Here is a 25,822-nt window from a genome sequence, read left to right as displayed (position 1 = left end):
CTTGTCCTTCGGGGGGTGGAATGCGTTGGCTGGTTCTTTATACGGCGCTGCTGATCGGTGCAAATGCGGGTTTCGGCCCGGCATTTGCCGGCGAAATCGACTGGCAGGCCGCGCATGACGGCGGGCTGGCCAAGCTGGCGCCGACCGATCCGACCCCGGTGCCCGCCACGACCTTCACCGACCCCGAGGGCGGCACGCACAGCCTGGCCGACTGGCGGGGCAAGGTGGTGCTGCTGAATTTCTGGGCGACCTGGTGCGCCCCTTGCCGCGAGGAAATGCCCTCGCTCGACGCCCTGCAGGCCGAGATGGGCGGCGCGGATTTCGAGGTGCTGGCCATCGCCGCCGGCCACAACCCGCCACCCGCGGTCAGGAAATTCCTGGACGAGGAAGGCATCGCCCATCTGCCGGTGCATCTGGACCCGCGCCAGCAGCTGGCGCGCGAGATGGGGGTGATGGGCATGCCGGTGACGGTGCTGATCGACCGCGACGGCAACGAGATCGCGCGGCTGATCGGCGGCGCCGACTGGTCCTCGGAGGCGGCAAGGGAACTGGTCAGGCAGGCGACAGCGCCCTGACGCGGGCATGGGCCGGGCAATGGGTCACGTGGTCGTTGACCAGCCCGCAGGCCTGCATGAAGGCATAGGTGATCACCGGCCCGCAAAAGTTGAAGCCGCGCTTTTTCAACGCCTTGGCCATGGCTTCGGATTGCGGCGTCCTGGCGGGAACCTGGCTCAGGGCAGTGAAGCGGTTCTGGATCGGCCGGCCGCCGACGAAGGACCAGATGAAGGGCGAAAACCCCTGCGATCCCTCGATCTCCAGAAACAGCCGCGCGCCCTTGACGGCCGCCTCGATCTTGCCGCGATGGCGGATGATGCCGGGGTTTTGCAGGGCCTGCCCCACCTCGGCCTCGCCCCAGGCGGCGACGCGCTCGGGGTCGAAGCCCTCGAAGGTCTCGCGAAAGGCCTCGCGCTTGCGCAGGATGGTGATCCAGCTCAGCCCGGCCTGGAAACCGTCCAGCACCAGCTTTTCCCAAAGCGCGCGCGAATCATATTCCGGCACGCCCCATTCATGGTCGTGATAGGCGACGTAAAGTGGGTCGGAGCCGCACCAGGCGCAGCGTTCGGTCAGGTCGGGCAAGGATCCGTTAACCTCGAGTCGAGAATGCGGCTCCAGTTTACGCGATCTTAGGACATGATCGCCAGAGTGCCGTCGATGACAGGAGTCTTGGCATGACCGACAATATCGATTCGCGACTGGAAATGGGCTCTCCGCTGGATTTCGCCGTGGACCGGCAGTCGCGGGTGACAATGGCGACGGTGCGGCGCGCAGTATCGCGCGGCGACGCCGTCCTGGCCTATCAGCCGGTGGTGCAGGCGGATCGCACCGACCACGCGGCCTTCCACGAAGGGCTGATCCGAATCATCGACGAAACCGGGCGCATCGTGCCGCTGCGCGACTTCCTGCCGCTGGCCGAGACGACGGAACTGGGGCGGCAGATCGACTGCCTGGCGCTGTCGCTGGGGCTGAAATCCCTGGCCGAGGAGCCCTCGCTCAGGCTTTCGATCAACATGTCGGCGCGTTCCATCGGCTATCCGGCCTGGCTGCGCACGCTGCACGAAGGCATCGCCGGGGATGTGAGCATCGCCGAACGGCTGATCCTGGAAATCACCGAAAGCTCGGCCATGGGCATGCCCGAACTGGTCGAGCAATTCATGCAGGAGTTGCAGGCCCAGGGCGTCAGCTTCGCGCTGGACGATTTCGGCGCCGGCTATACCTCGTTCCGCTACCTGCGCGATTTCTGCTTCGACATGGTCAAGATCGACGGGCAGTTCGTCCGCGACATCGCCATGCAGCGCGACAACCAGGTGCTGACGCGGGCGCTGCAATCCATTGCCCGGCATTTCGACATGTTCACCGTCGCGGAATCGGTCGAGACGGCCGAGGACGCCGCCTTCCTGATCGACATGGGCATCGACTGCCTGCAGGGCTATTATTTCGGCGCCCCGACCATCGTGCCGCCCTGGAAATCGCCCAACACAGCCGCCCGGCGCAACTAAACCCGATTCACCCGGCAGTAGAAACGCCTTGGCCCCCGCGACAACCGTCCCCGCGGCCCTGCCGGCGGGGGTGGAGATTTCCCGACCGACCGGCCGGCCTGCGCGGATCGGCAGGCGGGCTTGCCGGCGCCGCAGCGTGGCCCGCCTGGGCGGACGGGCGCTCAGCCGCCGCGGCGACGGGGCCTGTCGGGGGCGACGCAGCCGCAAGTCCGCTTGACCTCGGGTAACGAAACGGCAAACAGTCTTCCTGTCACCGATATTATCGGCCTATCTGGGAAGGAGCCCCGTCATGACCAAAGCCGTAATCGTTTCAGCCGCCCGCACCCCCGTCGGCAGCTTTCTGGGGTCCTTTGCGAACCTGCCGGCGCATGAGCTTGGCGCCATCGTCCTGAAGGCGGTCGTCGAACGCGCCGGGGTTGATCCTTCCGAAGTGTCCGAAACCATCCTGGGCCAGGTGCTGACCGCCGCCCAGGGCCAGAACCCCGCCCGCCAGGCGCATATCAAGGCCGGCTTCCCGCAGGAATCGGCGGCCTGGGTCATCAACCAGGTCTGCGGCTCGGGCCTGCGCACGGTGGCGCTGGCGGCGCAGCAGGTGCTGCTGGGTGACGCCCGGATCGTCGTGGCCGGCGGCCAGGAATCCATGTCGCTGGCGCCCCATGCCGCCTATATCCGCGCCGGGCAGAAGATGGGCGACATGAAGATGCTCGACACCATGATCAAGGACGGGCTCTGGGACGCCTTCCACGACTACCACATGGGCACTACCGCCGAGAACGTCGCCGCGAAATGGGAGATCGCGCGGGCCGAGCAGGACCAGTTCGCCGTCGCCTCGCAGAACAAGGCCGAGGCCGCGCAGAAGGCCGGCAAGTTCGCCGACGAGATCGTGCCCGTGACCATCAAGTCCCGCAAGGGCGAGACCGTGGTCGATGCCGACGAATACATCCGCCACGGCGCCACGCTGGACGCGATGGAAAAGCTGCGCCCCGCCTTCAGCAAGGAGGGCAGCGTGACCGCCGCCAATGCCTCGGGGCTGAACGACGGCGCCGCCGCCGTGCTGGTCATGACCGAGGACGAGGCGGCGCGGCGCGGGCTGACGCCGCTGGCGCGCATCGCCTCCTACGCGACCGCCGGGGTGGACCCGCAGATCATGGGCACCGGCCCGATCCCCGCGAGCCGCAAGGCGCTGGAAAAGGCCGGCTGGTCGGTCGGCGACCTGGACCTGGTCGAGGCGAACGAGGCCTTTGCCGCCCAGGCCATCGCCGTGAACCGCGACATGGGCTGGGATCCCTCGATCGTGAACGTGAACGGCGGCGCCATCGCCATCGGCCACCCCATCGGCGCCTCGGGCTGCCGCATCCTGAACACGCTGCTGTTCGAAATGCAGCGCCGCGACGCGAAAAAGGGCCTGGCCACGCTGTGCATCGGCGGCGGCATGGGCGTCGCCCTGTGCCTCGAGCGTCCCTGAGCCGAAAAGGCGCGCGCAACTATCTTGCGCGCGCCACGCCAGTTCGGTAACACAATTTCACGACCATTTTCAAAGGGGGACGAAAAATGGCAAAAGTGGCCCTTGTGACCGGCGGGTCGCGCGGCATCGGCGCGGCGATCTCGAAGGCGTTGAAGGAGGCCGGCTATACGGTCGCGGCGAATTACGCCGGCAATGACGATGCCGCCCGCGCCTTTACCGAAGAAACCGGCATCAAGACCTACAAATGGTCGGTGGCGGATTACGACGCCTGCGCGGCGGGCATCAAGCAGGTCGAGGAAGAGCTTGGCCCCATCGCCGTGCTGGTCAACAATGCCGGTATCACCCGCGACTCGATGTTCCACAAGATGACGTCGCAGCAGTGGAAAGAGGTCATCGACACCAACCTGACGGGCCTGTTCAACATGACCCATCCGGTCTGGTCGGGCATGCGCGACCGCAAATACGGCCGCATCGTCAACATCAGCTCGATCAACGGCCAGAAGGGCCAGGCCGGCCAGGCGAACTATTCGGCGGCCAAGGCGGGCGACCTGGGCTTTACCAAGGCGCTGGCCCAGGAAGGCGCGCGCGCCGGCATCACCGTGAACGCGATCTGCCCCGGCTATATCGGCACCGAGATGGTCCGCGCCATCGACGAGAAGGTGCTGAACGAGCGCATCATCCCCCAGATCCCGGTCGGCCGCCTGGGCGAGCCCGAGGAAATCGCGCGCTGCGTGGTCTTCCTGGCCTCGGAGGATGCCGGCTTCATTACCGGCTCGACCATCAGCGCGAACGGCGGCCAGTTCTTCGTCTGAGCCGCCCCCCCGACAGGCAACGGCCCGCGAGATGTCGCGGGCCGTTTCTCATTCCATGGTCGTGGCCTTCGGGCGGGCCAGGCCCGCCCGTGCCGCAGGTCAATGCGACAGGCGCGTGATCTCTTCCTTGAGGCGAAGTTTTTCCTTCTTCATCCGGGCGATGGTGAGGTCATCCGTGCCGGGGCTGCGATGCGCGGCCTCGATGGCGTTCGAAAGTGACTGATGTTTGCGGCGAAGCTCCTGCACATGGGATTCAACCGACATTCCGTCCTCCTCTTGGATTGATCGAACCAAGGGATTGCAGCATAGAATCGTCACATTGTCACCGGAAATTCGGCCCGCCGAGCGAAAGTGCCGCACCCTCGCGCAAAACCGCCTGCGCGGCCTTTGTCAGATCCTCTTCGTCGCCGGAATGTGACGGTTTTGCATGCATGACAAAGGGCGACAGCAGGCGTAGCGGCGCGCGCGCGCCCTTGCGGGCGCAGGCGATGACGCGCCCCGCCTCGCGCCCCTCGCGCGCCGCGACTGGCAGGATCGTGATCGCCCCGGCCAGGGGTGAAAGCGCGGCCAGGATCTCGGCCAGCCGGTCGGCGCGCTGGATCAGCGTCAGCCAGCCGCCGGGCCACAGGCGGCGCAGCCCGGCCTCGATCCACAGCGGCAGGGGCGTCGCCTCGTGCCGGGCGCGACCGCGGCCGGCATCGGGCGCCGGCGGGCCGCCGGTGAAATAGGGCGGGTTGGCGATCACATGGTCGAAGCTTTGGCCGCGCAGGGCGGTGGGCATCCGGGCCAGGTCGCCCTCATGCAGCTCGGCCGGGATGGCATTGGCTGCGGCATTGCGTCGCGCCAGCTCGGCATAGGCGGGCTGGAGTTCCAGCCCGGCCAGCCGCAGGCCCGGCACCCGCGCGCCCAGGCAGAGCATCGCCACCCCCGCCCCGCAGCCCAGTTCCAGCACGCTGTCGCCGGGCCGCGCCGGGCAAGCCGCCGCCAGCATCACCGCATCCGCCCCGGCGCGATAGCCGCGCGCGGGCTGGGCGATGCGCAGCCGGCCGCCGAGGAACCCGTCCTCGCGCAGTTCAGTCATGGTGGATGCGATTGTCCCGCAGGATGGCGCGCGCCATGAACAGGTCGCGGTCCGCCACCATCAGCCGCCGCGGCAAGATGCCCAGCGAACCCTCCAGCACGCTCATGTGCTGGTCCAGCGGAAAGGCATGGATCCCCTCGGCCGCCAGCAGGTCGGCGGCCCGGGTGATGAGAAGCGGGTCGGTGGTGCGCAGAAGCTCTTTCATGACATGGGAAAGTTACGCGGCTGTTGCGCATGTGTCCATGGCGTGGCAATGGCTGGCGGCGAAAGGGGATCGCTGATGGGCATGAACGAAAACGTCTCCAAGCCGCTCGACCGGCTCTCCGTGGAACTGGCCGGGGATATGGACCGGGTCAATGCGCTGATCCGCGAGCGCATGGCCAGCCGCCACGCCCCCCGCATTCCGGAAGTGACCGCGCATCTGGTCGAGGCCGGCGGCAAGCGGCTGCGGCCGATGCTGGTGCTGGCGGCGGCGCGGCTGTGCGGCTATCAGGGGAACAGCCATGTGCTGCTGGCCGCGGCGGTCGAGTTCATCCATACCGCGACGCTTCTGCACGACGACGTGGTCGATGAAAGCCAGCAGCGGCGCGGCCGGCCGACGGCCAACCTTCTGTGGGACAACAAGTCCAGCGTGCTGGTCGGCGACTACCTGTTCGCGCGCAGCTTCCAGCTGATGGCGGATACGGAAAGCATGCAGGTCATGCGCATCCTGGCCAATGCCAGCGCCACCATCGCCGAGGGCGAGGTGCTGCAGCTGACCGCCGCGCAGGACGTCTCGACCACCGAGGACACCTATATCCAGATCGTGCGCGGCAAGACAGCGGCGCTGTTTTCCGCCGCGACCGAGGCGGGGGCGGTGGTGGCCGGCGCCGACCCGGCGGTGCAGCAGGCGCTGTTCGACTATGGCGATGCGCTGGGGATCGCCTTCCAGATCGTGGACGACCTGCTGGATTACGGCGGCTCGACCACGACCATCGGCAAGAACGTCGGCGACGATTTCCGCGAGCGCAAGCTGACGCTGCCGGTGATCAAGGCCATCGCCCGCGCCGACGAGGCCGAGCGCGCCTTCTGGGAACGCACCATCGGCCAGGGCCGGCAGGACGAGGCCGACCTTGCCACCGCGCTGGAGATCCTGCGCCGCCGCGAGGCGCTGGAGGCCGCCCGCGCCGATGCGATCGCCTGGGCCGGCCGTGCCAAGGCCGCGCTGCAAGCCGCGCCCGACCAGCCCCTGCGCCGCATCCTGGCGGACCTGGCGGATTTCGTGGTCTCGCGCCTGTCCTGACCAAGGCCCCCGGCGCAAATGAAAAAGCCCGGCGCATGTGCCGGGCTTTTCCTTTGCCTGAAGCGCTGCCTCAGTTGTTATAGGCGTTCTCGCCATGGGTGGTGACGTCCAGGCCCTGCCGCTCGTCATTGCCCGAGACGCGCAGGCCGATCACCGCCTTGACGATCATCAGCGCGATGAACGAGACCACGGCCGACCAGACCACCGCCACGATCACGCCCAGCGTCTGGGTCATCACCTGGCTGGCGATGTCATAGCTGGCGGAGACCGATTCCGTCGCATAGTCGTAGATGCCCGAGCCGCCCAGCGAGGGCGCGGCGAAGACGCCGGTCAGGATGGCGCCGACGATGCCGCCCACACCGTGGATGCCGAACACGTCCAGGCTTTCGTCCACGCCCAGCTTGGCCTTCAGGCTGATGACGAACCACATGCACAGGAAGCCCGCGGCCAGGCCGATGACGATGGCGCCCATGGGGCCGACGAAACCGGCGGCGGGCGTGATGCCGACCAGGCCGGCGATGGCGCCCGAGACCCCGCCCAGCAGCGAGGGATGGCCGCGCAGCAGCCATTCGCCAAAGGCCCAGGCCAGCGCGGCGGCGGCGGTGGCGACGGTGGTGTTCAGGATCGCCATGGCGGCGGTGCCGGTGGCCTCCATGTTCGAGCCGGCGTTGAAGCCGAACCAGCCGATCCACAGCAGGCAGCCGCCCAGGAAGGTGAAGGGCAGGTTGTGCGGCGCCATCAGCTCCTTGCCGTAGCCCAGCCGCGGGCCGACGACCAGCGCGGCGACCAGGCCGGCGACGCCGGCGTTGATGTGGATGACCGTGCCGCCCGCGAAGTCCAGGTCGCCATGGCCGAAGAGGAAGCCGCCGGGCGCGTCGAAGGCCGAGGGGCCGCCCCACCACCAGACCATATGGGCCATCGGCAGGTAGGAGAAGAAGAACCAAATCACCACGAAGGCCAGCATGGCCGCGAATTTCATCCGCTCGACCGTGGCGCCGACGATCAGCGCCGGCGCGATGCAGGCGAAGGCCATCTGGAAGATGATGAAGACATATTCCGGCACATAGACGTTCGTCGTGAAGGTCTCGGCCAGGGACGAGGTGTCGACGCCGGCCAGGAACGCCTTGGAGAAGCCGCCGATGAACGGGGTCAGCCAGGTCGCCTCCTCGGCCGAGCCGGCGCCGGTGAAGGCCAGCGAATAGCCGAAGCAGACCCACAGGATCGACATGATGCAGAAGACGGTAAAGACCTGCATCAGCACCGACAGCATGTTCTTGGCGCGCACCAGCCCGCCATAGAACAGCGCCAGCCCCGGAATGGACATGGCCATGACCAGGATGGCCGAAATCATCATCCAGGTGGTGTCGCCCTTGTCGACGATGGGCGCCAGGGTCTCGACGACGGCTTCGACGGTCGCCGCCGGGGCCTCGGCATCCTGCGCCAGGGCCGGCACCGCCAGCCCGATCAGCGGGAGGGCGAGCGCCGGGATCATGGGTTTGATCGCGGTTGGTCTCATCATGTTTCCTGCACCTTCTTTCTGCGTTGCAGCAGTTCCATGTCCCGGTCAGGAAACCCGCCGGCCCCGCCCAGGCACAAGGTTTGTGCAGCTTTCGGCCCATCCCGCCCCTCGCCTGCCTGAATTTGGGGCAGGAATGCCGGGTTTTGCGGCCGGAGGCGGCAGTTCACTGATAGGTCATCTCGGTTCTCAAGCCCTTGGCTTTGATGTATGTTGCGCGCCAACGGGCCGGAGCAATCGGCCGGGCAGGAAAGCAGGCATGAAGAAACCGACCGGCAAGGGCCGCATTGTCGCGGACAAGCGCAATTTCGACCAAGCCCCTCAGAAAGCGCAGAAACGAACCGGCGGATCGTCCCCTGGCAAGCCGCCCAGGCGGCAGCGCGGCGGCAATGTGGTGACGCGGGGAATCGCGGGAATCATCGCGCTGGTGTGGCGGGTGGTCTGGGGTTCGCTCTGGCGGCTGGGGCTGACGGTGGCGCTGATTCTGCTGGCCGCCAGCTTCTATTTCTACACCACGCTGCCCGAACCTGCGGCGCTTTTCGACGGCCGTGCCCGCGGTTCCGTCACCATGCAGGATACCGAGGGCCGGGTCTTCGCCTGGCGTGGCGAAACTTTCGGCATGGTCAGCGCCGACAAGATCGCCCCGGTGCTGAAGGACGCGGTGGTCGCGACCGAGGACAAGCGATTCTATCGCCATCCGGGCGTGGACCCGCAGGGCATCGCCAGCGCCATCAAGATCAACATGGCCGCCGGCCGCGGCCCGCTGGAGGGCAACGGCGGCTCGACCATCACCCAGCAGGTCGCCAAGCTTCTGTGCCTGGGCGAGACCTTCGACCCGATCCGCTGGAAGTCCGAGGCCGATTTCGAGGCGGAATGCCGCAAGTCCTCGATCTGGCGCAAGGTCAAGGAAGTGCCCTATGCGCTGGCGATGGAGTTCAAATACTCCAAGCAGGACATCCTGAACATCTACATGAACCGCTCGTATCTGGGGGCGGGGGCGCGCGGCTTCGAGGCGGCGGCGCAGCGCTATTTCGACAAGTCGGCGGCCGAGGTGAACGCGGCCGAGGCGGCGATGCTGGCCGGCCTGCTCAAGGCGCCCAGCTATTTCGCGCCGACCTCGAACCTGCAACGCGCGCAGGACCGGGCCACGGTGATCCTGGGGCTGATGCACGACCAGGGCTATCTGGACGACAAGCAATTCGCCGAGGCCAAGGCGCAGCCGGCGGTGCTGTCCAAGGCGGCGGCGGCGCGGGCCGGCGGCTATTTCGCCGATTGGGTGATGGAATCCGGCCCCGGCTTCCTGACCAGCGAGACGACCGAGGACGTCACCATCACCACCACCTTCGACCAGCGCGTGCAGCGCGCCGCCGAGCGTGCGCTGAAGCGCATCTTCGACGAAAAGGTCGCCGAGGGTTCCAAGGCGCAGGCGGCCGTGGTGGTCATGTCGCCCGACGGCGCGGTGCGCGCCATGATCGGCGGGCGCGACAATACCGCGACCGGCACCTTCAACCGCGCGACCCAGGCCAAGCGGCAGACCGGCTCCAGCTTCAAGCCCTTCGTCTATGCCGCCGCGCTGGACCAGGGCTACAGCCCGAACGACACGGTGCTGGACGCGCCGCTGACCATCAACGTGCGCGGCTCGGGGCCGTGGTCGCCGCAGAACTACACCCGCCGCTATTCGGGCGAGGTGACGCTGACCCGCGCCCTGTCGCAGTCGCTGAACACCGCCACCATTCGCCTGCAGGAAATCGCCGGCCGCGATGCCGTGCGCCGCGTGGCGCAGGATTTCGGCTTTGCCAGCGACCTGGCCAGCGGCCCCTCGCTGGGGCTCGGCGTGTCGGAATCGACGCTGCTGGCGATGACCGGCGCCTATGCCGGCATCCGCAACGGCGGCACCGCCGTCAGCCCCTATGGCCTGGTCGAGCTGCGCATCAAGGGCGACGACCAGGCGCTGATCGGCCAGGTCGGCGGCATGGGCCAGCGCGTGATCTCGCAAAAGGCGTCGCGCGAGCTGATCGGCATGATGCAGCAGGTGATCGAGCGCGGCACCGGCACCCGCGCCAGGCTGCCCGGCCGTCCGGCGGCGGGCAAGACCGGCACCACCTCGAGCTATCGCGACGCCTGGTTCATCGGCTTCACCGGCCAATATGTGACCGGGGTCTGGATGGGCTATGACGACAACACGCCGCTGAAGGGCGTGACCGGCGGCGGGCTGCCGGCCGAGATCTGGCAGGCGGTGATGACCGAGATCCACGAGGGCCTGCCGGTCGAGCCCCTGGGCAATTTCGCCTTCGATCCCGACAGCGCCGTGCCGCAGGTGGTCAGCACCGGCGGCGAGGGCGCGGCCGATCCGCTGGCCGCGGCGCTTTCCGAGGCGCTTGGCCAGCCTTCGCCGCAAGGCGGCCAGGCCCAGCCCTCGGCCGAGGCCGGGCGCGCCCTGCCCGACCCCGGCGTGCAGACGCCAGGCGGCCCGCCGACCTTCCCGGCCGAGACCGTCACCAGCGGCCCCGAGGCCGAGATGCCGCCGCCCGGCACCGACGACGCGCTGACCCAGGCGTTGCGCGGCATCGAAGGGGTCTATCAGCAATAGCAGGAAGGCCGGCCCCTGGGGGACCGGCCTTTTCCTTTGGTGGATGGGGTTTGGCCCCTTTCTGCCGCGCTTGCGCGGGTTTGCACCGTTGCAGCGAGTATTTAAGGAACGAAGAAGCGCTTTTTCATGATCCTGGGCGGCGGGGGCTCAGCCCGCCTGTTGCAGGTCGGCGGTCAGCGCCGCCAGATCGCCCTTGCGCCGCGCCAGCATCGCCCCGATCTCGGCCCGTTCCGAGGCGAGCATGTTCACCCCCTCGATGATGATGTTGAAATAGCGGCTTTTCCCGGACTTGTCCGAGACATGCCACTCCACCTCCATCGGGCTGCGCCCCTTGAGATAGGCGACCGAGGTCACGGCAAAGAAGGATTTCACCGGCTTGGCGCCCGTCACCTCGATCTTCGAGTCGATGAACTCGCGGAAGCGCTTGCCGTATTTGCGGCCGATATAGCCCTGGAACGCCTGGCGATAGGCGGCGAACTCGGCCCCGCCCGCCTGGCGCGCCGCCGGTCCCAGCGCCGAGCGGGCGATGATCTCGACATCCGCATAGCGCGCGAAGATCGCCTCGAAGGCGCGATACATCTGCGCCGGGGGCTGGCCGGAGTTGATGACGGCATAGACTTCGGCCAGGGATTTCTCGATCAGCGCCCGCGCCTCGCCGGTGTCGAGCGCCCAGGCGGGCCGGGCGGCGATGGCCAGTCCCGCGCCGACCAGGCCCAGGAAGCCGCGGCGGGTGTCATTCGGCATAAGGGTCAATGTGTTCTCCTTCCTCGCCCAGTTCGTGGCGGCGATGCTGCAACCAGATCAGCCGCGTCTGGGCATAACTATCGGCGCTTTCATGCAGGATGGAATCGACGGAATCGCCGAAACGGCCCCGTTCACCGGCTTTTGAGGCGAGCCGCGCCCCCATGCCGATCAGGTATTGGTCGCGGTTGAGCCAGCCGCGCATCGGGTCGATGGCCAAATCGACGACGCGGCCGACCGCATCGCGCCCGGTCGAGGGGCCGATCAGCGGCAGTTCCAGATAGGGCCCCTCGCCGACGCCCCAGCGGGCAAGCGTCTGGCCGAAATCCGTATCCTCCTCGGGCAGGGCGAAATCGCTGGCGGCGGGGTCGAGGAAACCCGCCATGCCGACCGTGGTGTTCACCAGAAAGCGCAGGGTGCTGCGCGCCGCCGGCCCCGGCCTGCCCTGCAGCAGGTGGTTCACCACCCTGCCCGGCTGCGCCAGGTTCGCGCCGAAATTGCCAAGCCCCGCAACGGCATGGCTGCCGATCCCGCCGCCCTCGCCACCCTCGCCGCCCGACAGGCCGGTGCCCAACGGCTTGACAACATGCGCATCCAGCCCGCGGTTGAAGGCATGGACCTTGCGGTTCATCGGCTCATAGGGGTCCTGGATGCCGTCGCCGTCGCGGTCCGAACAGGCCACCAGCGTCACGGTCGCGACAAGGAGAAGGGAAAAGTTCCATGCAGACAAGCTTTTGATAACCTTCTGAAGCTAAGACTCGGCGGACCAGCGGCGATTCGCCTCGGGGCAGACGGCGGGGCGGCGGCGGACTGTTTCACGGCTGCGCTTTGGGATATGCGCTGGGGCGATTCCGGGCAAGCCCGGTCAGGATGACAAGGAAGGAACCGGCATGGCCTTGCCGCCGATGCGACATGACGGCCAAAGCGAGCTGAAATCCGCGCGCGGCCTGGCCTGGCAGCTTTATGCCATGGTCGGCCTGTTCTCATTCGCGGTGAACCTGCTGATGCTGACCGGGCCGCTGTTCATGATGCAGGTCTATGACCGCGTCCTGGCCAGCCGCTCGGTCGAGACGCTGACGGCGCTGTTCCTGCTGGTCGCCTTTCTCTTCGCGCTGATGGGGGTGATCGACCTGGCGCGCAACCGCGTCATGTCCCGCATCGCCGCCCGCTTCCAGGAACGGATGGAGGGGCGGGTCTTCACCGCCGCCTTGCAGGACGGCCAGGCCGCCGGCTCGGAGCTGGTGGTGCGCGGCGGGATGCGCGATCTCGAGGCGGTGCAGCGGCTGATCGCCTCGCCGGTGCTGATGGCGCTGTTCGACCTGCCCTGGGCACCGTTCTTCCTGGCGGCGGTCTTCATCTTCCACCCGATCCTGGGCGCGGTAGCGACGGCCGGCATGGCGGTGCTGGTCGCGGCGACGCTGCTGAACCAATGGCTCAGCCGCGACCTGCTGCAGCAGGCGGGCATCGCCGGCCAGTCGGCCGAGCGCATGTCCGACCTCTACCGCGACGAGGGCGAGCTGATCGGCTCGCTCGGCATGCGGGCGGCGGCCTTCCGGCGCTGGCAGGCGGCGCGCGACAAGGCGACCGAGGCGACGCTGCGCGCCAGCGATCGCGCCACCAGCTTCACCGTCTTCTCCCGCACCTTCCGGCTGTTTCTGCAAAGCGCGCTCCTGGCCGCCGGCGCCTGGCTGGTGCTGCGCCAGGAGGTGACCCCGGGCGCCATGATCGCCTCGTCGATCCTGATGGGCCGGGCGCTGGCCCCGGTCGAGCAGGTGGTGGGCGGCTGGTCCATCGTCCAGCGCGCCCAGGACGGCTGGAAGCGGCTGGCCGAACTGCTCTCGCGCCGCCCGCCTGTCGTGCAGCGCACGCCCCTGCCGCGGCCCGAGGCCCGGCTCGAGGTGCGCAACCTGGCCGTCGTGCCCCCCGGCCAGGGGGCGGCGATGCTGCGCGGGGTCAGCTTCGACCTTGCCCCCGGCCAGGCGCTGGGGGTGATCGGCCCCTCGGGCGCCGGCAAGACCACGCTGGCGCGGGCGCTGATCGCCGCCTGGCCCGTCGCCTCGGGCTCGATCCGGCTCGGGGGCGCGACGCTGGACCAATACGACCCGGACGCGCTTGGCCGGCTGATCGGCTATCTGCCGCAGCAGGTCACGCTGTTCGACGGCACCATCGCGGAAAACATCGCCCGCCTCTCGCCCCAGCCCGATCCGCAGCGCGTCGTCGCCGCAGCCACGGCCGCCGCCGCGCATCGCATGATCCTGGACCTGCCGCAGGGCTACGACACCCGCGTCAGCCAGGCCGGCGGACAGCTTTCCGGCGGCCAGATCCAGCGCATCGGCCTGGCCCGCGCGCTTTACGCCGACCCGGTGATCTTCGTCCTGGACGAGCCGAACTCGAACCTCGACAACGAGGGATCGACGGCGTTGAACCTCGCCATCCGCACCATCAAGGCGCGCGGCGGCGCGGTCATCATCATGGCGCATCGCCCGGCGGCGATCACCGAATGCGATCTGCTGCTGGTGCTGGACCAGGGCCTGCGCCGCGCCTTCGGCCCGCGCGACGAGGTGCTGAAATCCCTGGTCAAGAACGCCGAGCAGATCGCCCGTGCCCAGGGCCACGGCGGAGGGGTGACATGAACGATCCGAATCAGCCCGCCGAGGCCACGCCGCATCTGCGCGCCCAGCCGACCGCCGCGCTGGCCCCGCATCCGGCCCCGGCGCCACCGCCGTCCAGCCGCCCCGACTGGTCGGCGCGTGGCCCGGTCATCCTGGGCCTGGCGGCGATGCTGGTGCTGGTCGGCGGATTCGGGCTCTGGTCCTGGACCGCGCGCATCGCCGGCGCCGTGGTCGCGCCCGGCCAGGTCGAGGTCGAGCAGCGCCGCCAGGTCGTCCAGCACCCCGATGGCGGGGTCGTGGCCGAGATCCTGATCCACGACGGCGAAAGCGTGACCGCCGGCCAGCCGCTGATCCGGCTGGACGGCGCGCTTCTGGGCACCGAACTCGCCATCGTCGAGGGGCAGTATTTCGAGATCCTCGCCCGCCGCGGCCGGCTCGAGGCCGAGCGTGCCGACCGCAAGCAGATCGCCTTCCCGCCCGAGCTGGTCGAGGCCGCCGCCAGCCGCCCCGAACTCGCCGCGCTGATGGAGGGACAGGCCAGCCTGTTCCAGGCCCGGCTCGACACGCTGGAGCAATCGCTGGGCCAGTTGGCCAAGCAATCCGAACAGGTGCAGGCGCAGATCGGCGGCGTGGACGCGCAGACCCAGGCGCTGGAGCAGCAGCGCGGCTTCATCGCCCAGGAATTGCGCGACCAGCGGTCCTTGCTGGAAAAGGGCCTGGCGCAGGCCCCGCGCGTGCTGGCGCTGGAACGCGAGGCCGCCCGGCTCGACGGGCTTCTGGGCGAGGCGACGGCGACGCGCGCCCGCGCGGTGACGCAGCTGGCCGAAATCGACCTGTCGCGGCTGGAAAAGACCGCGACCCGCCGCGAAGCCGCCGAAACCGAGCTGCGTGAGCTGGGCTATCGCGAGCTGGAACTGGCCGAGCGCCGCCGCGCGCTGGCCGAGCGCATCGCCAGGCTGGACATCCGCGCCCCGGTCTCGGGCGTGGTGCAGGAATTGCAGATCACCACCCCGCGCTCGGTGATCCGCCCGGCCGATCCGATCCTGTTCATCATCCCGCAAGACCGGCCGCTGCTGGTTGCCGCCCGCATCGCCACCATCAACATCGACGAGGTCCACGCCGGACAAAAGGTGGTGCTGCGCTTCTCGTCCTTCTCCTCGCGCACCACGCCCGAGATCGACGGGATGCTCAGCCGCGTCTCGCCCGACACGTTGGTCGACCCGGCGACGCATGTGCCCTATTACCGCGGCGAGGTGACGATCCCCGCCGCCGAGGCCGAAAAGCTGAAGGGTCTGGAACTGGTGCCCGGCATGCCGGTCGAGGTCTATGTCCAGACCGGCGAACGCAGCCCGATGGCCTATTTGGTCAAGCCCCTGACGGATTACTTCACCCGCGCCTTCCGCGAGAATTGAAAAGGCCCCCGACCCCCGTCATTCTTCCTTGCCCAAATATCCCGGGGGAGTCGCGCACCAGCGCGACGGGGGCAGAGCCCCCGCCTTGCCCGCCGCCAACGCAAGGGGCATCAGCATGATGTAACTGCCGGTTGCTTCGCCGTCCGGCGCGTGGATCAGCCTGTCAGGGCTGCGTATGGCGGTGGTGATGGCAATCCCAGACCATCCAGAGACCGCCGTTCCACCGCCACCATTCTCCGGCCCACTTGCCCCCCTTCCCCGCTAGTTAAGGTTAGCCCTACCTGGGCCGTCGCGTGCGCTGCCTCGACTGCGCCGGTTCGCTTTGGTCAAGCGTTCCTTGCCGCGTCCGATGTCGACGCGCAACTCTTCAACAATCTCGGCCTACGGTCAGTTATCGATCCGCGCCACGCTGTATGTAACCAATAATGAAGGCTATCGGCCGTTCACGCAGATTGCATCGTTTCGCACGCGTCGGCCTTGCACCGCCGATCGCGGTGATGCCCAGGATAGACAGGATCGATGCAAGCCAGGTTAATCTTGGATTATTGGGACATAGTTACGCTGCGGAGACCCGCCCGGTGCTTTCTGATATACATCGGCTCATATGGATGGGCTTTACGGTGATCCAGGGAATGCTGCCATCATTCGATGACGGACAACATCCCGGACCGCCGGGGTTGATCTGCCCGTCGACCCCGCAAACCTGTGACGGCGGGCCTGCGTCAGCGAAGGAAGCGGCGGTGAGTTCCACATCGTTGGTCGAGCCCCGCCCCTCGGGCACTTCATGCCGGCCGATCCCGGACTCAATCCGGCGCCACACGCCCGGCCCGGACCGCCGGGCTGGGCTGGGTCCCGACTTACCACTTGCGCCATAGGCGAAAAACCCCGCCCCGCCGGACCTGTGGGACCAGCGATGCGTCCGGCGGGGCCGGCAGCGACGCAGGACCGAGGCGTTGCCCACACGAGCTGGGCTGCCGCCGGCTGAAAGCCTGAACGCAGGCCCGGATCCTGCCCGAATCCAGGTCAGGCGCCGATCAGGTCCCAGAAGGCTTGTGCGGCAGGGCTCAGGTGCCGGTCCCTGCTGTGCATCTTCCTCAGTTCGCGCCAGCTTTCGGGGTTCCGTGGGACAACGAATTCCAGCTGCTCGAGGCTGTGATAGATGGCGCTTTCCGGCAGGACCGTGGCGCCCAGCCCGCTGCGGACGAAGGCCAGAAGGGCGGTAGTGTTGCGCGCTTCCAGATTGCAATGCAGCAGCAGGCCGGAAACCAGCTCGGACGCGACCAGGTGGCAAAGCGGGTTCTCGATCAGCGGCTCCAGTTCCAGCAGTTCCCATGACCGGGCGGCACCCGAGCCGACCGCCTGCGAGATCGGCCCGCCCGCCCGGCAGACGATGCCGAGCGCGTCGCGCCGGATCACCTCGCCGATCTGCTGGTCCTCGGCCGAGGTCGAGAGGATGCCGATATCCGCCTCGTCCAGCTTGATGCGGCGGTGGACGGTCGCGGGGTGTCGACATCGCTGATCTTCAGCCGCACATCGGGCCGCTGGCGGCGGAAGCGGGCGATGATCTCGGGCAGCAGATCCATGGTCGCCGAGGGCACGGCAGCGATGCGCACCAGGCCAGCCGTGGACTTGGCATGCCGGCGGATCGCCGAGGCGCTGCGGTCGAAGGCGTCCAGCGCCCGGTTCGTCTCTTCCAGCACCAGCGCGCCCAGGGGCGTCAGGCGGTTCTTGCGGTCGGCCTCGAACAGCTCGGCGCCCAGATTGTCCTGCAATTGCGACAGCATCATCGAGACCGCCGAGGGTGTGCGGCCCAGAACCGCCGAGGCGCGGCCAAGCGAGCCTGCCTCGGCCACGACCTGAAAGACGCGCAGCATTTCGAGCTTGATCGACATTCAGAAATTCTGAAATAAACTTCAATTATTTAAGATTAATTGAAATAACCCGGAAGTCTATCTGTTTTCGGCAAATGCAGACCGGAGGCAGATCCATGACCGAGACCAGACTCTACATCGACGGCCAATGGCAGTCCGGCGCGACCACGGTGGAAAATCGCAATCCCTCGGACCTGGGCGATGTGATCGGCCAGTTCGCGCAGGCCAGCGCCGGGCAGCTGGACGAGGCGCTGGCGGCGGCGCGCCGCGCGCAGCCGGCATGGTGGGCGGCCGGCATCCAGAAGCGGCACGACGTGCTGATGGCCATCGGCACCGAGCTGATGGCACGGGCCGAAGAGATCGGCCGCATGATCGCGCGCGAAGAGGGCAAGCCGCTGGCCGAGGGCAAGGGCGAGGTCTATCGCGCCGGCCAGTTCTATTCGGCGGCCGAGGCTGCGCCACCAGGGCGACCTGGCCGAAAGCGTCCGGCCGGGCATCGAGATCGACGTGCGGCGCGAGCCGGTGGGCGTGGTGGCGATCATCTCGCCCTGGAACTTCCCGATCGCCACGCCGGCCTGGAAGATCGCCCCGGCGCTGGCCTATGGCAATGCCGTGGTCTGGAAACCGGCGAACCTGACCCCGGCCAGCGCCGTCATGCTGGCCGAGATCATCGCCCGGCAGGACATTCCGAAAGGCGTCTTCAACCTTGTCGCCGGTCCGGGCCGCGAGGTCGGGCAGCGGCTGGTCGAAAGCGCGCTGGTCGATGCAATCGGCTTCACCGGCTCGGTCCCGGTCGGGCGCGGCATCGCCGCCGCGGCCACCGCCAACATGACCAAGCTGCAGATGGAGATGGGCTCGAAGAACCCGATGCTCATCATGGAGGATGCCGATCTGGACCTGGCCGTCGCCCATGCGGCCAACGCGGCCTTCGGCGGCACCGGGCAGAAATGCACCGCCGCCTCGCGGCTGATCGTGCATGAGGCGGTCCACGACGCCTTCGTCGAGCGGCTGGTGGCGGCGGCCAGGGCGCCGAAGGTCGGCCATGCGCTGGACCAGGGCAGGCAGATCGGCCCGGTGGTCAGCGAAGGACAGTTGCAACAGAACCTCGACTATATCCGCATCGGCCAGGAGGAAGGCGCCGAACTGCTTTGCGGGGGCGACCGGCTGGAGCGGGCCACGCCGGGCCATTACATGGCCCCCGCCGTCCTTGCCGGCACCCGCAACGACATGCGCATCAACCGCGAGGAGATGTTCGCGCCGATCATCTGCGTCATCCGCGCCGGCAGCTATGACGAGGCGCTCGCCATCGCCAATGACCGCGCCTTCGGGCTGACGGCGGGCATCATGACCCGCAGCCTGGCGCGCGCCAGCCATTTCCGCGCCAACATGCGGGCGGGCTGCGTGATGGTGAACCTGCCGGCGGCGGGCACAGACTATCACGTCCCGTTCGGCGGTCGCGGCGCCTCCAGCTTCGGCCCACGCGAACAGGGCCGCTATGCCGCCGAGTTCTACACCACCGTGAAAACCGCCTATGTCGCGGCGGGGGTGCCGGAATGAGCCGCGCGCCACTGATCGACGGGCTGCAATATGCCAACTGGTCGGAAGGCATCTTCCGCCAGATGCGCCAGGGCGGGCTGGACGCCGCGCATGTCACCATCACCTATCACGAGACCTTCTGCGAGACGGTGCTGAACATCGAACGCTGGAACCGCTGGTTCGAGCCTTTCCCCCTGCGACATGATCGCCCGCACGGCGGACATCACCGGGCCGCAGAACATCGGCATCGGCACCGACCTGTGCCAGGACCAGCCGGATTCCATCGTCGAATGGATGCGGGTCGGGCGCTGGACCAAGGGCATGGATTACGGCGAAGGCAGCGCCGAGGTGCCGGGCTTTCCCGCGCCGGTGACCTGGCACCGCGACAATCGCGATCTGGCGGGCTTTGCCGAGGGGCTGCGCAAGGCCGGCCTGTCCCAGCCCGAGATCGACGGCGTGATGGGCGGCAACTGGGCGCGTTTCTATGCCGAAAGCTTCGGGCCGCTCGACGCCCGCACACCGATCCAGCGGGCGGCCGAATAGCGCCGCCGGCCCGGATTTCTTTGTCCGAGGGAGGAAGGACATGAGCAATCTCGACATTCCACGGGGGATCTCCGGTGCCTGGCGCCGGATCAACCTGCCGCTTCTGGGCATCACGGCAGGCTTCATCCTGCTGTTCTGCCTGCTGGCCGTCGCCGATCTGGCGCGGCTCAGCGCGATGATCGACTGGGGCTTCGCCGTCTCAGCCCGGCTGTTCGGCCTTTACTGGCAGGTCCTGCTGTTCGCGACGCTGGCGATCAGCATCGTGCTGCTGTTCATGCCGGGCAGCGGCGTCAAGCTGGGCGGGCTCGACAAGCCGGAACTCACCACCTTCCAATGGGCGGCCATGATCATGACCACGCTGCTTGCCGGCGGCGGCGTGTTCTGGGCGGCAGGAGCCAATCGCGCATTTCATCTCGACCCCGCCCTATTTCGCCGGGCCGGACGCCGATCCGCAATCGCTCGCCACCATCGGCCTGGCGCAGGCCTATCTGCATTGGGGCTTCCTGGCCTGGGCGATCCTGGGATCGCTGACCACGGTGATGCTGATGCATTACCGTTACGACAAGGGCCTGCCGCTGGCGCCGCGCACCCTGCTTTATCCGGTCTTCGGCGAGCGCGCGATCCACGGCTGGATCGGCACCGTGGCGGATTCCTGCTGCGTGATCGCCGTGGTGGCCGGCACGGTCGGACCCATCGGCTTCCTGGGCCTGCAACTCTCCTATGGGCTGAACGCACTGTTCGGCCTGCCCGACAGCTTCGCCACGCAAAGCACGCTGATCCTGCTGCTGGTGACGATCTACACCATCTCGGCCATCACCGGGCTCGAGCGCGGCATCCAGTTCATGTCGCGCTGGAACCTGATCCTCGCCTTCGGCCTTCTGGTCTTCATCCTGCTCTTCGGCCCGACCTGGGCGGTCCTGGGCGTGCCGATGCCGATGGTGTCGCTCAGGGACAGCTCATAGCAGCCGAGATCATACAGGCGCCGAGAATGGTGGAAAGGGCTACCTTGCCCTCGTATGGGCAACCCAGCGCGCAGGAGACATAGCCGCGCACGCGCACGCCGGCCGCACGCGCCCCGTCCATCACCGGCGCAAACCGCTGGAAGCTTTCGTCGATCGAACAGTTGATGTTCCTTTGCGAAAAGCTCTCGGATGCCGAGGCGAAGATCGCGATTTCCTCGGCACCGGCAGCCAGCGCCGCCTCCGGGCCCTTGGGGTTCGGCACCGGCATCGGATATGTCAGGCCGGGGCGGCGCGGCAGGCGCGCCAGCACCTCGGCCGAGCCGGCCATCTGCGGCACCCATTTCGGCGAAACGAAGCTGCCGGCTTCGACGGTGGTCAGACCCGCGGAAATCAGGCCCTCGATCATGGCCACGCGGTCATCAACGCCAAGGGGCCGCGCCTCGTTCTGCAAACCGTCGCGAGGACCGACCTCGACGATGCGGATAGTGTCATGAAATGCCTCTTTCAGCCAGGTTCAAGCTCACGGCGCAGGAAGGCGCAGAAACGTGGATCAGCCCCATAAGCCACGTTGACCCGCATGGCGGGCCTTCTGCAGGCATCCCGCTCGGTATGGAAGACGCTGGCCGGGGCGATGAAGATGTCTGCCGCGGCCGCACGGCGGCAAAAGGCGGCTTCGTCCAGCGTCTCGGGAAGGGGGACCCAAAGGTAGAAGCCTTGCACCCGCGGCAAGCTCACATCCAGCCCGACCTCGGACAACGCCTGGACGGTCCCCTTCGCCCCCTCCTGCATTCGGGTTCGCAGCCGGCGCAAATGCTTGATATACTGCCCGCTCTCGATCATGTCCGTCACCAGCCGTTCGACATGCGCCGAGGTGGCGACGGTCGTGATCATCTTCAGGTCGACGAGACCGCGGACCAGATCCGGCGAGCCCGCGATATAGCCGCAGCGCAGGCTGGCCGACAGCGTCTTGGAAAACGAGCCGACATAAAGCACGCGCTCTTGCCGACCGAAGGCGGCAAGCCTGGGCAGGGTCGGCGCAAGCAGGTCGGCGAAGATATCGTCCTCGACGATGCGGAAGTCGTGCAAGTCGGCCAGTTGCAGCAGGCCGAAGGCCGTGGCCGGCGACAATGTCCCGCCGGTCGGATTATGCGCCTGGCTTTGGGTGAAGAAAACCTTGGGACGATGGCCGGCAAGCTTGTCCCGAAGATCGTCCAGGTCGGGCCCGTCTTCGATCCGGCGCACGGGGACGACCGTGACCTTGGCCAGGCGCAGCTTGGCGAACAGGGGATAATAACCGGGGCTGTCCACGAACACCGTGTCGCCGGGCTCAAGCAGCTGGCGGATGATCAGGTCCAGCCCGTGGTTCACGCCGCTGGTCAGCATGATGCCGTCCGGCTCGGTCAGGATCGAGCGTTCCGCAAGCGACATGCGCAGCCAATCCCTTAGCGCGCCAAGCCCCCAGGAACTGCCATAGCCGAAGTCGATCGCCCCGTCGCTGCGCCTTCCGGCACGCAGGATGCGACGCATCTCGGCGACTTCGGTCCATGTGGCGGGTGGACGCCCGTCGCCGGGGCGGGTCTCGTAATGCTGGTCGAGCTGTTCGCGCAAAAGCGAGACGATGCTGGTCGCCTCGGTCACATCCGGGCGAAGCCGAGGCGCGGGAAGGGGACGATTGCCGGTGATGAAATAGCCCGATCCCTGTCGGGCGACCGCCAGTCCCTGCGCCACCAGACGGTCGTAAGCCTCGGCCATGGTGTTCTTCGAGACGCCGAACTGCCCGGCGCCGCCACGCACCGATGGCAGCTTCTGCCCGGCACGATAGAAGCCCGAGGCGATCTGCCCGCTGATCTGCGCGACGATAGCGTCCACCCTGCTCATGGTCCCGTCCCGGAAGTTTTACTGGGACAGTCCCGGCCATAAAATCGGCAACTGTCCCTTGATGACATTATGAATTTTAAGACAGTTTATGGTCAGCGCAAGCCCAGCCTGCGCAATCTGCCGTGAATTTGGGAGGATCCCTTGACGACCGGAACGAAACAAACCGCAACGTCGCGGATTGAAAACATGCGCAATCTCTTGCCCGCCGAGCGGCTGGAGAAGGTGGCGGCCGCGAGTGGGCTGGACGAGCAGGCGCGCGCGGTCCTGGCCTCGGCCGACGCCCTGCCGGTCGAGCGTGCGAACGGCATGATCGAGAACGTGATCGGCACGTTCCAACTGCCCCTGGGCGTGGCCACGAACTTCCTGGTCAACGGCCGCGAATACCTGGTCCCGATGGCGGTCGAAGAGCCTTCGGTCGTCGCGGCCGCCTCCTACATGGCGCGAATCGTGCGCGATTGCGGCGGGTTCCAGACCTCGTCCACGGCCCCGGTGATGCGGGCGCAGGTGCAGCTGGTCGGCACGACCGATCCCTTCGGCGCACGGCTGGCGATCCTTGCCGCGCGCGACGAGATCATCGCGGCCGCGAACGCGAAAGACCCCGTCCTGGTCAAGTTCGGCGGCGGTTGCCGCGACATCGAGGTGCATGTCTTCCCCAAGACCTCACGCGGGGCGATGGTGGTCCTGCACCTTCTGGTCGACGTGCGCGACGCCATGGGGGCCAACACCGTCAACACCATGGCCGAGGCCATCGCGCCGATCGTCGAGCGGGTCGCCGGCGGCGAGGTGCGGCTGCGCATCCTGTCGAACCTGGCCGACCTGCGCATCGCCCGCGCCCGGCTTGAAGTGACCGAGAAGGCGCTTGCCACCAAGGATTTCTCGGGACGCCGCATGATGGAAGGCATCGTCGACGCCTATGAATTCGCCGCCGTCGATCCCTATCGCGCCGCCACCCACAACAAGGGCATCATGAACGGCATCGACCCCGTGGTCGTAGCCACCGGGAACGACTGGCGCGCCATCGAGGCCGGGGCGCATGCCTATGCCGCGCGCGGGGGGCGTTATACCTCGCTGACGACCTGGGAAATCAGCACCAGGGGAACCCTGGTCGGGACCATCGAGATGCCGATGGCGCTTGGCCTGGTCGGGGGGGCGACCAAGACGCATCCCTCTGCGCAGGCGGCGCTGAAGATCCTGAACGTCGGCTCGGCCGTCGAACTGGCCGAGGTGACGGTCGCCGTGGGGCTGGCACAGAACATGGCGGCTTTGCGGGCGCTGGCGACCGAGGGCATCCAGCGCGGCCACATGGCGCTGCATGCGCGCAATATCGCCATCGGCGCCGGCGCGACCGGCGAGGAGATCGACATCGTCGCCCGTCGCCTGGCGGCCGACCACGATGTGCGCGCGGCGCGCGCCGAGGAAATCCTGGCGGAGATCCGCAAGGGCTGAACATCCAACACCGGCGGGGATGACACCTCGCCGGGGGTTCGTATCTGGGAGGACATCATGAACAATCCAACCCCGGCGCCCGCTTCGGGGCCGGACGGGCAGCTTGCCGAGATCTGGGGCGATGTCGTTTCGCGGCCCCAGCTTGGCAAGGCCATTCTGATCGGCGCGGTCGTCAGCCTGGCCGTCTATGCCGTAGCCCTGGCCACCATCGCGCCCCTGGCCAGCACGCCGGCCATCGGCAAGGCGCTAGCCATGCTGGCAGGGATCATCGGCTGCATCCTGGGCGGGGCGATCTGCGCCCGCCTTTTCCAGCCTAAGCGCCGGGTGGTCGAACAGATCGCGCCGGGCGCCATCTGGCAGACCGAAGTCCTCGACCAGATCGCGATCGAGGGCGGTGCCATCGGCAGCGTCGAGGATCTGCCGCCCGCCGTCGCGCAGGAAATGCGGGAGGTCGGGCTTTATTCCGTCTTCCAGGACTATGAGCAAGACCGCGCGCGCAACCGGGAGGCCGGCTGAGATGGACCCCTTGCTTTACGATATCCTGGTCGCCCTGGGACTGGGGCTGCTTGGCGCGGTGCTGTTCTCGGCCATCGGCCTGATCTCGGGGACGGACGAGACCACCACCATCGCGCCCGTGACCTTGCTGGTCGTGCTGCTGGGCGCACCGCCGGCGGGGGTGTTCACCTTCTGGATGTGCGCCGCCATCTCGAAGCACATGACCCATGCGGTCCCGACCGCGCTGCTTGGCATTCCCGGCGACACGATGGCGCTGCCCCTGTTGCAGCAGGCCTCGGCCCTGCGCAACCTGGGCGCCCCGCATATCGCCTTGCGCAAGATGCTGGCCGGCTCGGTCATCTCGGCCTTCATCGCCGTGCCGCTTGCCGTGCTCTTCGCGGTGATCCTGGCCCCCTTCGGCACCTATATCACCGCCTCGGCCCCGTGGCTCTTCATCGCGGCCTCGGTGCTGATCGCCTATTTCTCGGCCGGCCGCTGGGCTTCGGTCATCGCGCTTGTGCCGTTCACCCTGCTCATCGTCGCGCTGCAAAGCTTCACCGGCGCGCACGAGGTCAAGCTGGGTGTCAGCTATTTCCTGGGCATCGCGATCGGCCCGCTTGTCGCGGAACTCATCTCCGCGGCCTCGCCGCTGGAGCGCAAGCGCATGAACCGCAGCGAGCCGCGCGAAACGACGCTGGCCCCCGACGTGAAGGGCTGGGGCGGATACTTCCCGAACCCGTTCCGCGTCCTGGATCGCAGCCAGGTGCGGGCGACGGCGACCGCCGCCGCGATCACCAGCGGAACCTTCGTCTTCAGCCCGGTGGCGATGACCGTCATCGCCGGAGAAATCGTCGGTGCGCGCATCAAGCACGCCTATCACCGGCTGACCTCGGTTCTGGCGGTGCGCAACGGCGTGACGGAATCGACCTATATCGCCGAGGCGCTCATCCCGCTGATCGCATTCGGCCTGCCGCTCAGCCCGGTGGCCGCCGGCCCGGCAGCGCCGCTGTTCAACGCGCCGCCGCGCTTCACCGTCAATTCCGAGACGGGCGTGGTCAACAACCTGCATACGCTGATGTCGGTGTCGGAGTTCCTGATCTGGGGCCTGGTCTCGGTGGTGATCGCGACCCTGATCGCCTATCCCTTCGCCATGAACCATGCCCGCAGCGCCGCCGCCTTCGTCGCCAAGCGCATCAGCCACGAAGCCATCATCGCCACCTTCGTCGGGCTTATCCTGGTGATCGGCCTATGGGAGGGCGGCGTGATCGCGCTGCTGGTCATCCTGACGGTGGGCCTGGTCGGCGGGCTGCTCTATCGCGTGCTGGGGATGAATACCGGGGTGCAGTTCATGGGCTACTACGCCGCCGTTCTCAGCGTGCCGGCGATCCTCAAGCTGCTTGGATAAGCACCGCGCCGCCCCGCCATCACGGGGCGGCATCACCACGTCGCGGCAAGCAAATGCTCGGGCATGCCTTCGATGCGCCGGGCCTTCGGCACCACCGGGCGATCATCACCGCCTGATG

22 protein-coding genes and 3 pseudogenes are annotated in these 25,822 nt (G+C 67.7%); 14 read left to right on the top strand and 11 right to left on the bottom strand.

Features of this window, described 5'->3' with window-relative positions; all coding sequences use genetic code 11:
- Window positions 1–20: 20 nt before the first annotated feature.
- Window positions 21–575 carry a TlpA family protein disulfide reductase gene (locus IT40_RS18980; protein WP_036758383.1) on the top strand — a complete coding sequence of 185 codons (555 nt, stop codon included), beginning with the start codon at window positions 21–23 and terminating at the stop codon, window positions 573–575.
- Here the strand turns inward: IT40_RS18980 and IT40_RS18975 are convergent.
- Window positions 553–1,137: a DNA-3-methyladenine glycosylase I gene (locus IT40_RS18975; protein WP_036758380.1), complete on the bottom strand. Its 585-nt coding sequence runs from the start codon at window positions 1,135–1,137 to the stop codon at window positions 553–555. The two genes, IT40_RS18980 and IT40_RS18975, sit on opposite strands and share 23 nt — an antisense overlap.
- Before the next feature lie 92 nt (window positions 1,138–1,229).
- On the opposite strand from IT40_RS18975, the gene IT40_RS18970 reads away from it, so the two are divergent.
- The 3 genes from IT40_RS18970 to phbB all read left to right on the top strand — a co-directional run bounded on the left by IT40_RS18970 (window position 1,230) and on the right by phbB (window position 4,334).
- Window positions 1,230–2,057: an EAL domain-containing protein gene (locus tag IT40_RS18970; RefSeq protein ID WP_036758378.1), complete on the top strand. Its 828-nt coding sequence runs from the start codon at window positions 1,230–1,232 to the stop codon at window positions 2,055–2,057.
- Between the two features lie 289 nt (window positions 2,058–2,346).
- Window positions 2,347–3,522, top strand: coding sequence for an acetyl-CoA C-acetyltransferase (locus tag IT40_RS18965; protein WP_036758375.1), 1,176 nt, complete (start codon window positions 2,347–2,349; stop codon window positions 3,520–3,522).
- An 86-nt stretch (window positions 3,523–3,608) separates the two neighbouring features.
- Window positions 3,609–4,334, top strand: coding sequence for a beta-ketoacyl-ACP reductase (gene phbB / locus IT40_RS18960; RefSeq protein WP_036758372.1), 726 nt, complete (start codon window positions 3,609–3,611; stop codon window positions 4,332–4,334).
- 99 nt (window positions 4,335–4,433) lie between these two features.
- On the opposite strand, the gene IT40_RS27820 is transcribed toward phbB, so the two are convergent.
- From IT40_RS27820 to IT40_RS18950, 3 genes are read right to left on the bottom strand one after another with little or no spacing between them, the layout of a single operon-like run.
- Window positions 4,434–4,598 carry a YdcH family protein gene (locus IT40_RS27820; protein ID WP_072461905.1) on the bottom strand — a complete coding sequence of 55 codons (165 nt, stop codon included), beginning with the start codon at window positions 4,596–4,598 and terminating at the stop codon, window positions 4,434–4,436.
- Window positions 4,599–4,656: 58 nt separating this feature from the next.
- Window positions 4,657–5,415 carry a tRNA1(Val) (adenine(37)-N6)-methyltransferase gene (locus tag IT40_RS18955; protein ID WP_036758369.1) on the bottom strand — a complete coding sequence of 253 codons (759 nt, stop codon included), beginning with the start codon at window positions 5,413–5,415 and terminating at the stop codon, window positions 4,657–4,659.
- Window positions 5,408–5,620 (bottom strand): putative signal transducing protein, encoded by a 213-nt coding sequence (locus IT40_RS18950; RefSeq protein ID WP_024845043.1) that lies wholly within the window; start codon window positions 5,618–5,620, stop codon window positions 5,408–5,410. Before IT40_RS18950 ends, IT40_RS18955 begins: the two co-directional genes overlap by 8 nt.
- A 75-nt stretch (window positions 5,621–5,695) precedes the next feature.
- Between IT40_RS18950 and IT40_RS18945 the strand changes: the two genes are divergently transcribed.
- A complete protein-coding gene (locus IT40_RS18945) occupies window positions 5,696–6,697 on the top strand; it encodes a polyprenyl synthetase family protein (protein ID WP_036758418.1) in 1,002 nt (333 codons plus the stop codon).
- A 70-nt stretch (window positions 6,698–6,767) separates the two neighbouring features.
- Here the strand turns inward: IT40_RS18945 and IT40_RS18940 are convergent, their stop codons facing one another.
- Window positions 6,768–8,213, bottom strand: coding sequence for an ammonium transporter (locus tag IT40_RS18940; RefSeq protein ID WP_208021306.1), 1,446 nt, complete (start codon window positions 8,211–8,213; stop codon window positions 6,768–6,770).
- 259 nt (window positions 8,214–8,472) lie between these two features.
- Between IT40_RS18940 and IT40_RS18935 the strand changes: the two genes are divergently transcribed.
- Window positions 8,473–10,803: a transglycosylase domain-containing protein gene (locus IT40_RS18935; RefSeq protein ID WP_036758364.1), complete on the top strand. Its 2,331-nt coding sequence runs from the start codon at window positions 8,473–8,475 to the stop codon at window positions 10,801–10,803.
- 147 nt (window positions 10,804–10,950) lie between these two features.
- On the opposite strand, the gene IT40_RS18930 is transcribed toward IT40_RS18935, so the two are convergent.
- Window positions 10,951–11,547, bottom strand: a complete 597-nt coding sequence (locus IT40_RS18930; protein ID WP_036758363.1) for an MlaC/ttg2D family ABC transporter substrate-binding protein — start codon at window positions 11,545–11,547, stop codon at window positions 10,951–10,953.
- Window positions 11,537–12,274 carry an MlaA family lipoprotein gene (locus IT40_RS18925; protein WP_036758361.1) on the bottom strand — a complete coding sequence of 246 codons (738 nt, stop codon included), beginning with the start codon at window positions 12,272–12,274 and terminating at the stop codon, window positions 11,537–11,539. Before IT40_RS18925 ends, IT40_RS18930 begins: the two co-directional genes overlap by 11 nt.
- A gap of 160 nt (window positions 12,275–12,434) precedes the next feature.
- Here IT40_RS18925 and IT40_RS18920 point away from each other — a divergent pair, with 160 nt between their 5' ends.
- Together IT40_RS18920 and IT40_RS18915 are read left to right on the top strand one after the other, a co-directional pair.
- A complete protein-coding gene (locus IT40_RS18920) occupies window positions 12,435–14,177 on the top strand; it encodes a type I secretion system permease/ATPase (protein WP_036758360.1) in 1,743 nt (580 codons plus the stop codon).
- Window positions 14,174–15,568 (top strand): HlyD family type I secretion periplasmic adaptor subunit, encoded by a 1,395-nt coding sequence (locus tag IT40_RS18915; protein WP_084197280.1) that lies wholly within the window; start codon window positions 14,174–14,176, stop codon window positions 15,566–15,568. Before IT40_RS18920 ends, IT40_RS18915 begins: the two co-directional genes overlap by 4 nt.
- Before the next feature lie 1,023 nt (window positions 15,569–16,591).
- Here IT40_RS18915 and IT40_RS30560 read toward each other — a convergent pair.
- A complete protein-coding gene (locus IT40_RS30560; protein ID WP_279432821.1) occupies window positions 16,592–17,023 on the bottom strand; it encodes a LysR substrate-binding domain-containing protein in 432 nt (143 codons plus the stop codon).
- Window positions 16,981–17,460, bottom strand: coding sequence for a LysR family transcriptional regulator (locus tag IT40_RS30555; RefSeq protein WP_052096143.1), 480 nt, complete (start codon window positions 17,458–17,460; stop codon window positions 16,981–16,983). The genes IT40_RS30560 and IT40_RS30555 overlap by 43 nt, the downstream gene beginning before the upstream one ends.
- Before the next feature lie 95 nt (window positions 17,461–17,555).
- Here IT40_RS30555 and IT40_RS18905 point away from each other — a divergent pair.
- The 3 pseudogenes from IT40_RS18905 to IT40_RS30915 all read left to right on the top strand — a co-directional run bounded on the left by IT40_RS18905 (window position 17,556) and on the right by IT40_RS30915 (window position 20,480).
- Window positions 17,556–18,996, top strand: a pseudogene (locus IT40_RS18905) (aldehyde dehydrogenase family protein).
- Window positions 18,993–19,518 (top strand): annotated as a pseudogene (locus IT40_RS18900) (membrane dipeptidase). The pseudogenes IT40_RS18905 and IT40_RS18900 overlap by 4 nt, the downstream one beginning before the upstream one ends.
- Window positions 19,460–20,480: pseudogene (locus IT40_RS30915) on the top strand (BCCT family transporter). The pseudogenes IT40_RS18900 and IT40_RS30915 overlap by 59 nt, the downstream one beginning before the upstream one ends.
- On the opposite strand, the gene IT40_RS18890 reads toward IT40_RS30915, so the two are convergent.
- Together IT40_RS18890 and IT40_RS18885 are read right to left on the bottom strand one after the other, a co-directional pair.
- The gene (locus IT40_RS18890) at window positions 20,464–20,958 is read right to left on the bottom strand and encodes a beta/alpha barrel domain-containing protein (RefSeq protein WP_425011564.1); all 495 of its coding nucleotides are present in this window, start codon (window positions 20,956–20,958) and stop codon (window positions 20,464–20,466) included. The pseudogene IT40_RS30915 and the gene IT40_RS18890 overlap by 17 nt on opposite strands.
- A 26-nt stretch (window positions 20,959–20,984) precedes the next feature.
- A complete protein-coding gene (locus IT40_RS18885) occupies window positions 20,985–22,358 on the bottom strand; it encodes an aminotransferase-like domain-containing protein (RefSeq protein WP_036758357.1) in 1,374 nt (457 codons plus the stop codon).
- Between the two features lie 141 nt (window positions 22,359–22,499).
- Here IT40_RS18885 and IT40_RS18880 point away from each other — a divergent pair, with 141 nt between their 5' ends.
- The 3 genes from IT40_RS18880 to IT40_RS18870 are packed head-to-tail and all read left to right on the top strand — an operon-like array spanning window position 22,500 to window position 25,704.
- The gene (locus tag IT40_RS18880; protein ID WP_275600367.1) at window positions 22,500–23,804 is read left to right on the top strand and encodes a hydroxymethylglutaryl-CoA reductase, degradative; all 1,305 of its coding nucleotides are present in this window, start codon (window positions 22,500–22,502) and stop codon (window positions 23,802–23,804) included.
- 57 nt (window positions 23,805–23,861) lie between these two features.
- Window positions 23,862–24,320: a hypothetical protein gene (locus IT40_RS18875; RefSeq protein WP_036758353.1), complete on the top strand. Its 459-nt coding sequence runs from the start codon at window positions 23,862–23,864 to the stop codon at window positions 24,318–24,320.
- Between the two features lies 1 nt (window position 24,321).
- Window positions 24,322–25,704 (top strand): tripartite tricarboxylate transporter permease, encoded by a 1,383-nt coding sequence (locus tag IT40_RS18870; protein WP_036758351.1) that lies wholly within the window; start codon window positions 24,322–24,324, stop codon window positions 25,702–25,704.
- Window positions 25,705–25,822: the final 118 nt, after the last annotated feature.

The organism is Paracoccus versutus (assembly GCF_000763885.1).
GTDB lineage: Bacteria > Pseudomonadota > Alphaproteobacteria > Rhodobacterales > Rhodobacteraceae > Paracoccus > Paracoccus versutus.
Note: the sequence above shows the minus strand (reverse complement) of the source record. Positions and strands in the feature narration are given on the sequence as shown.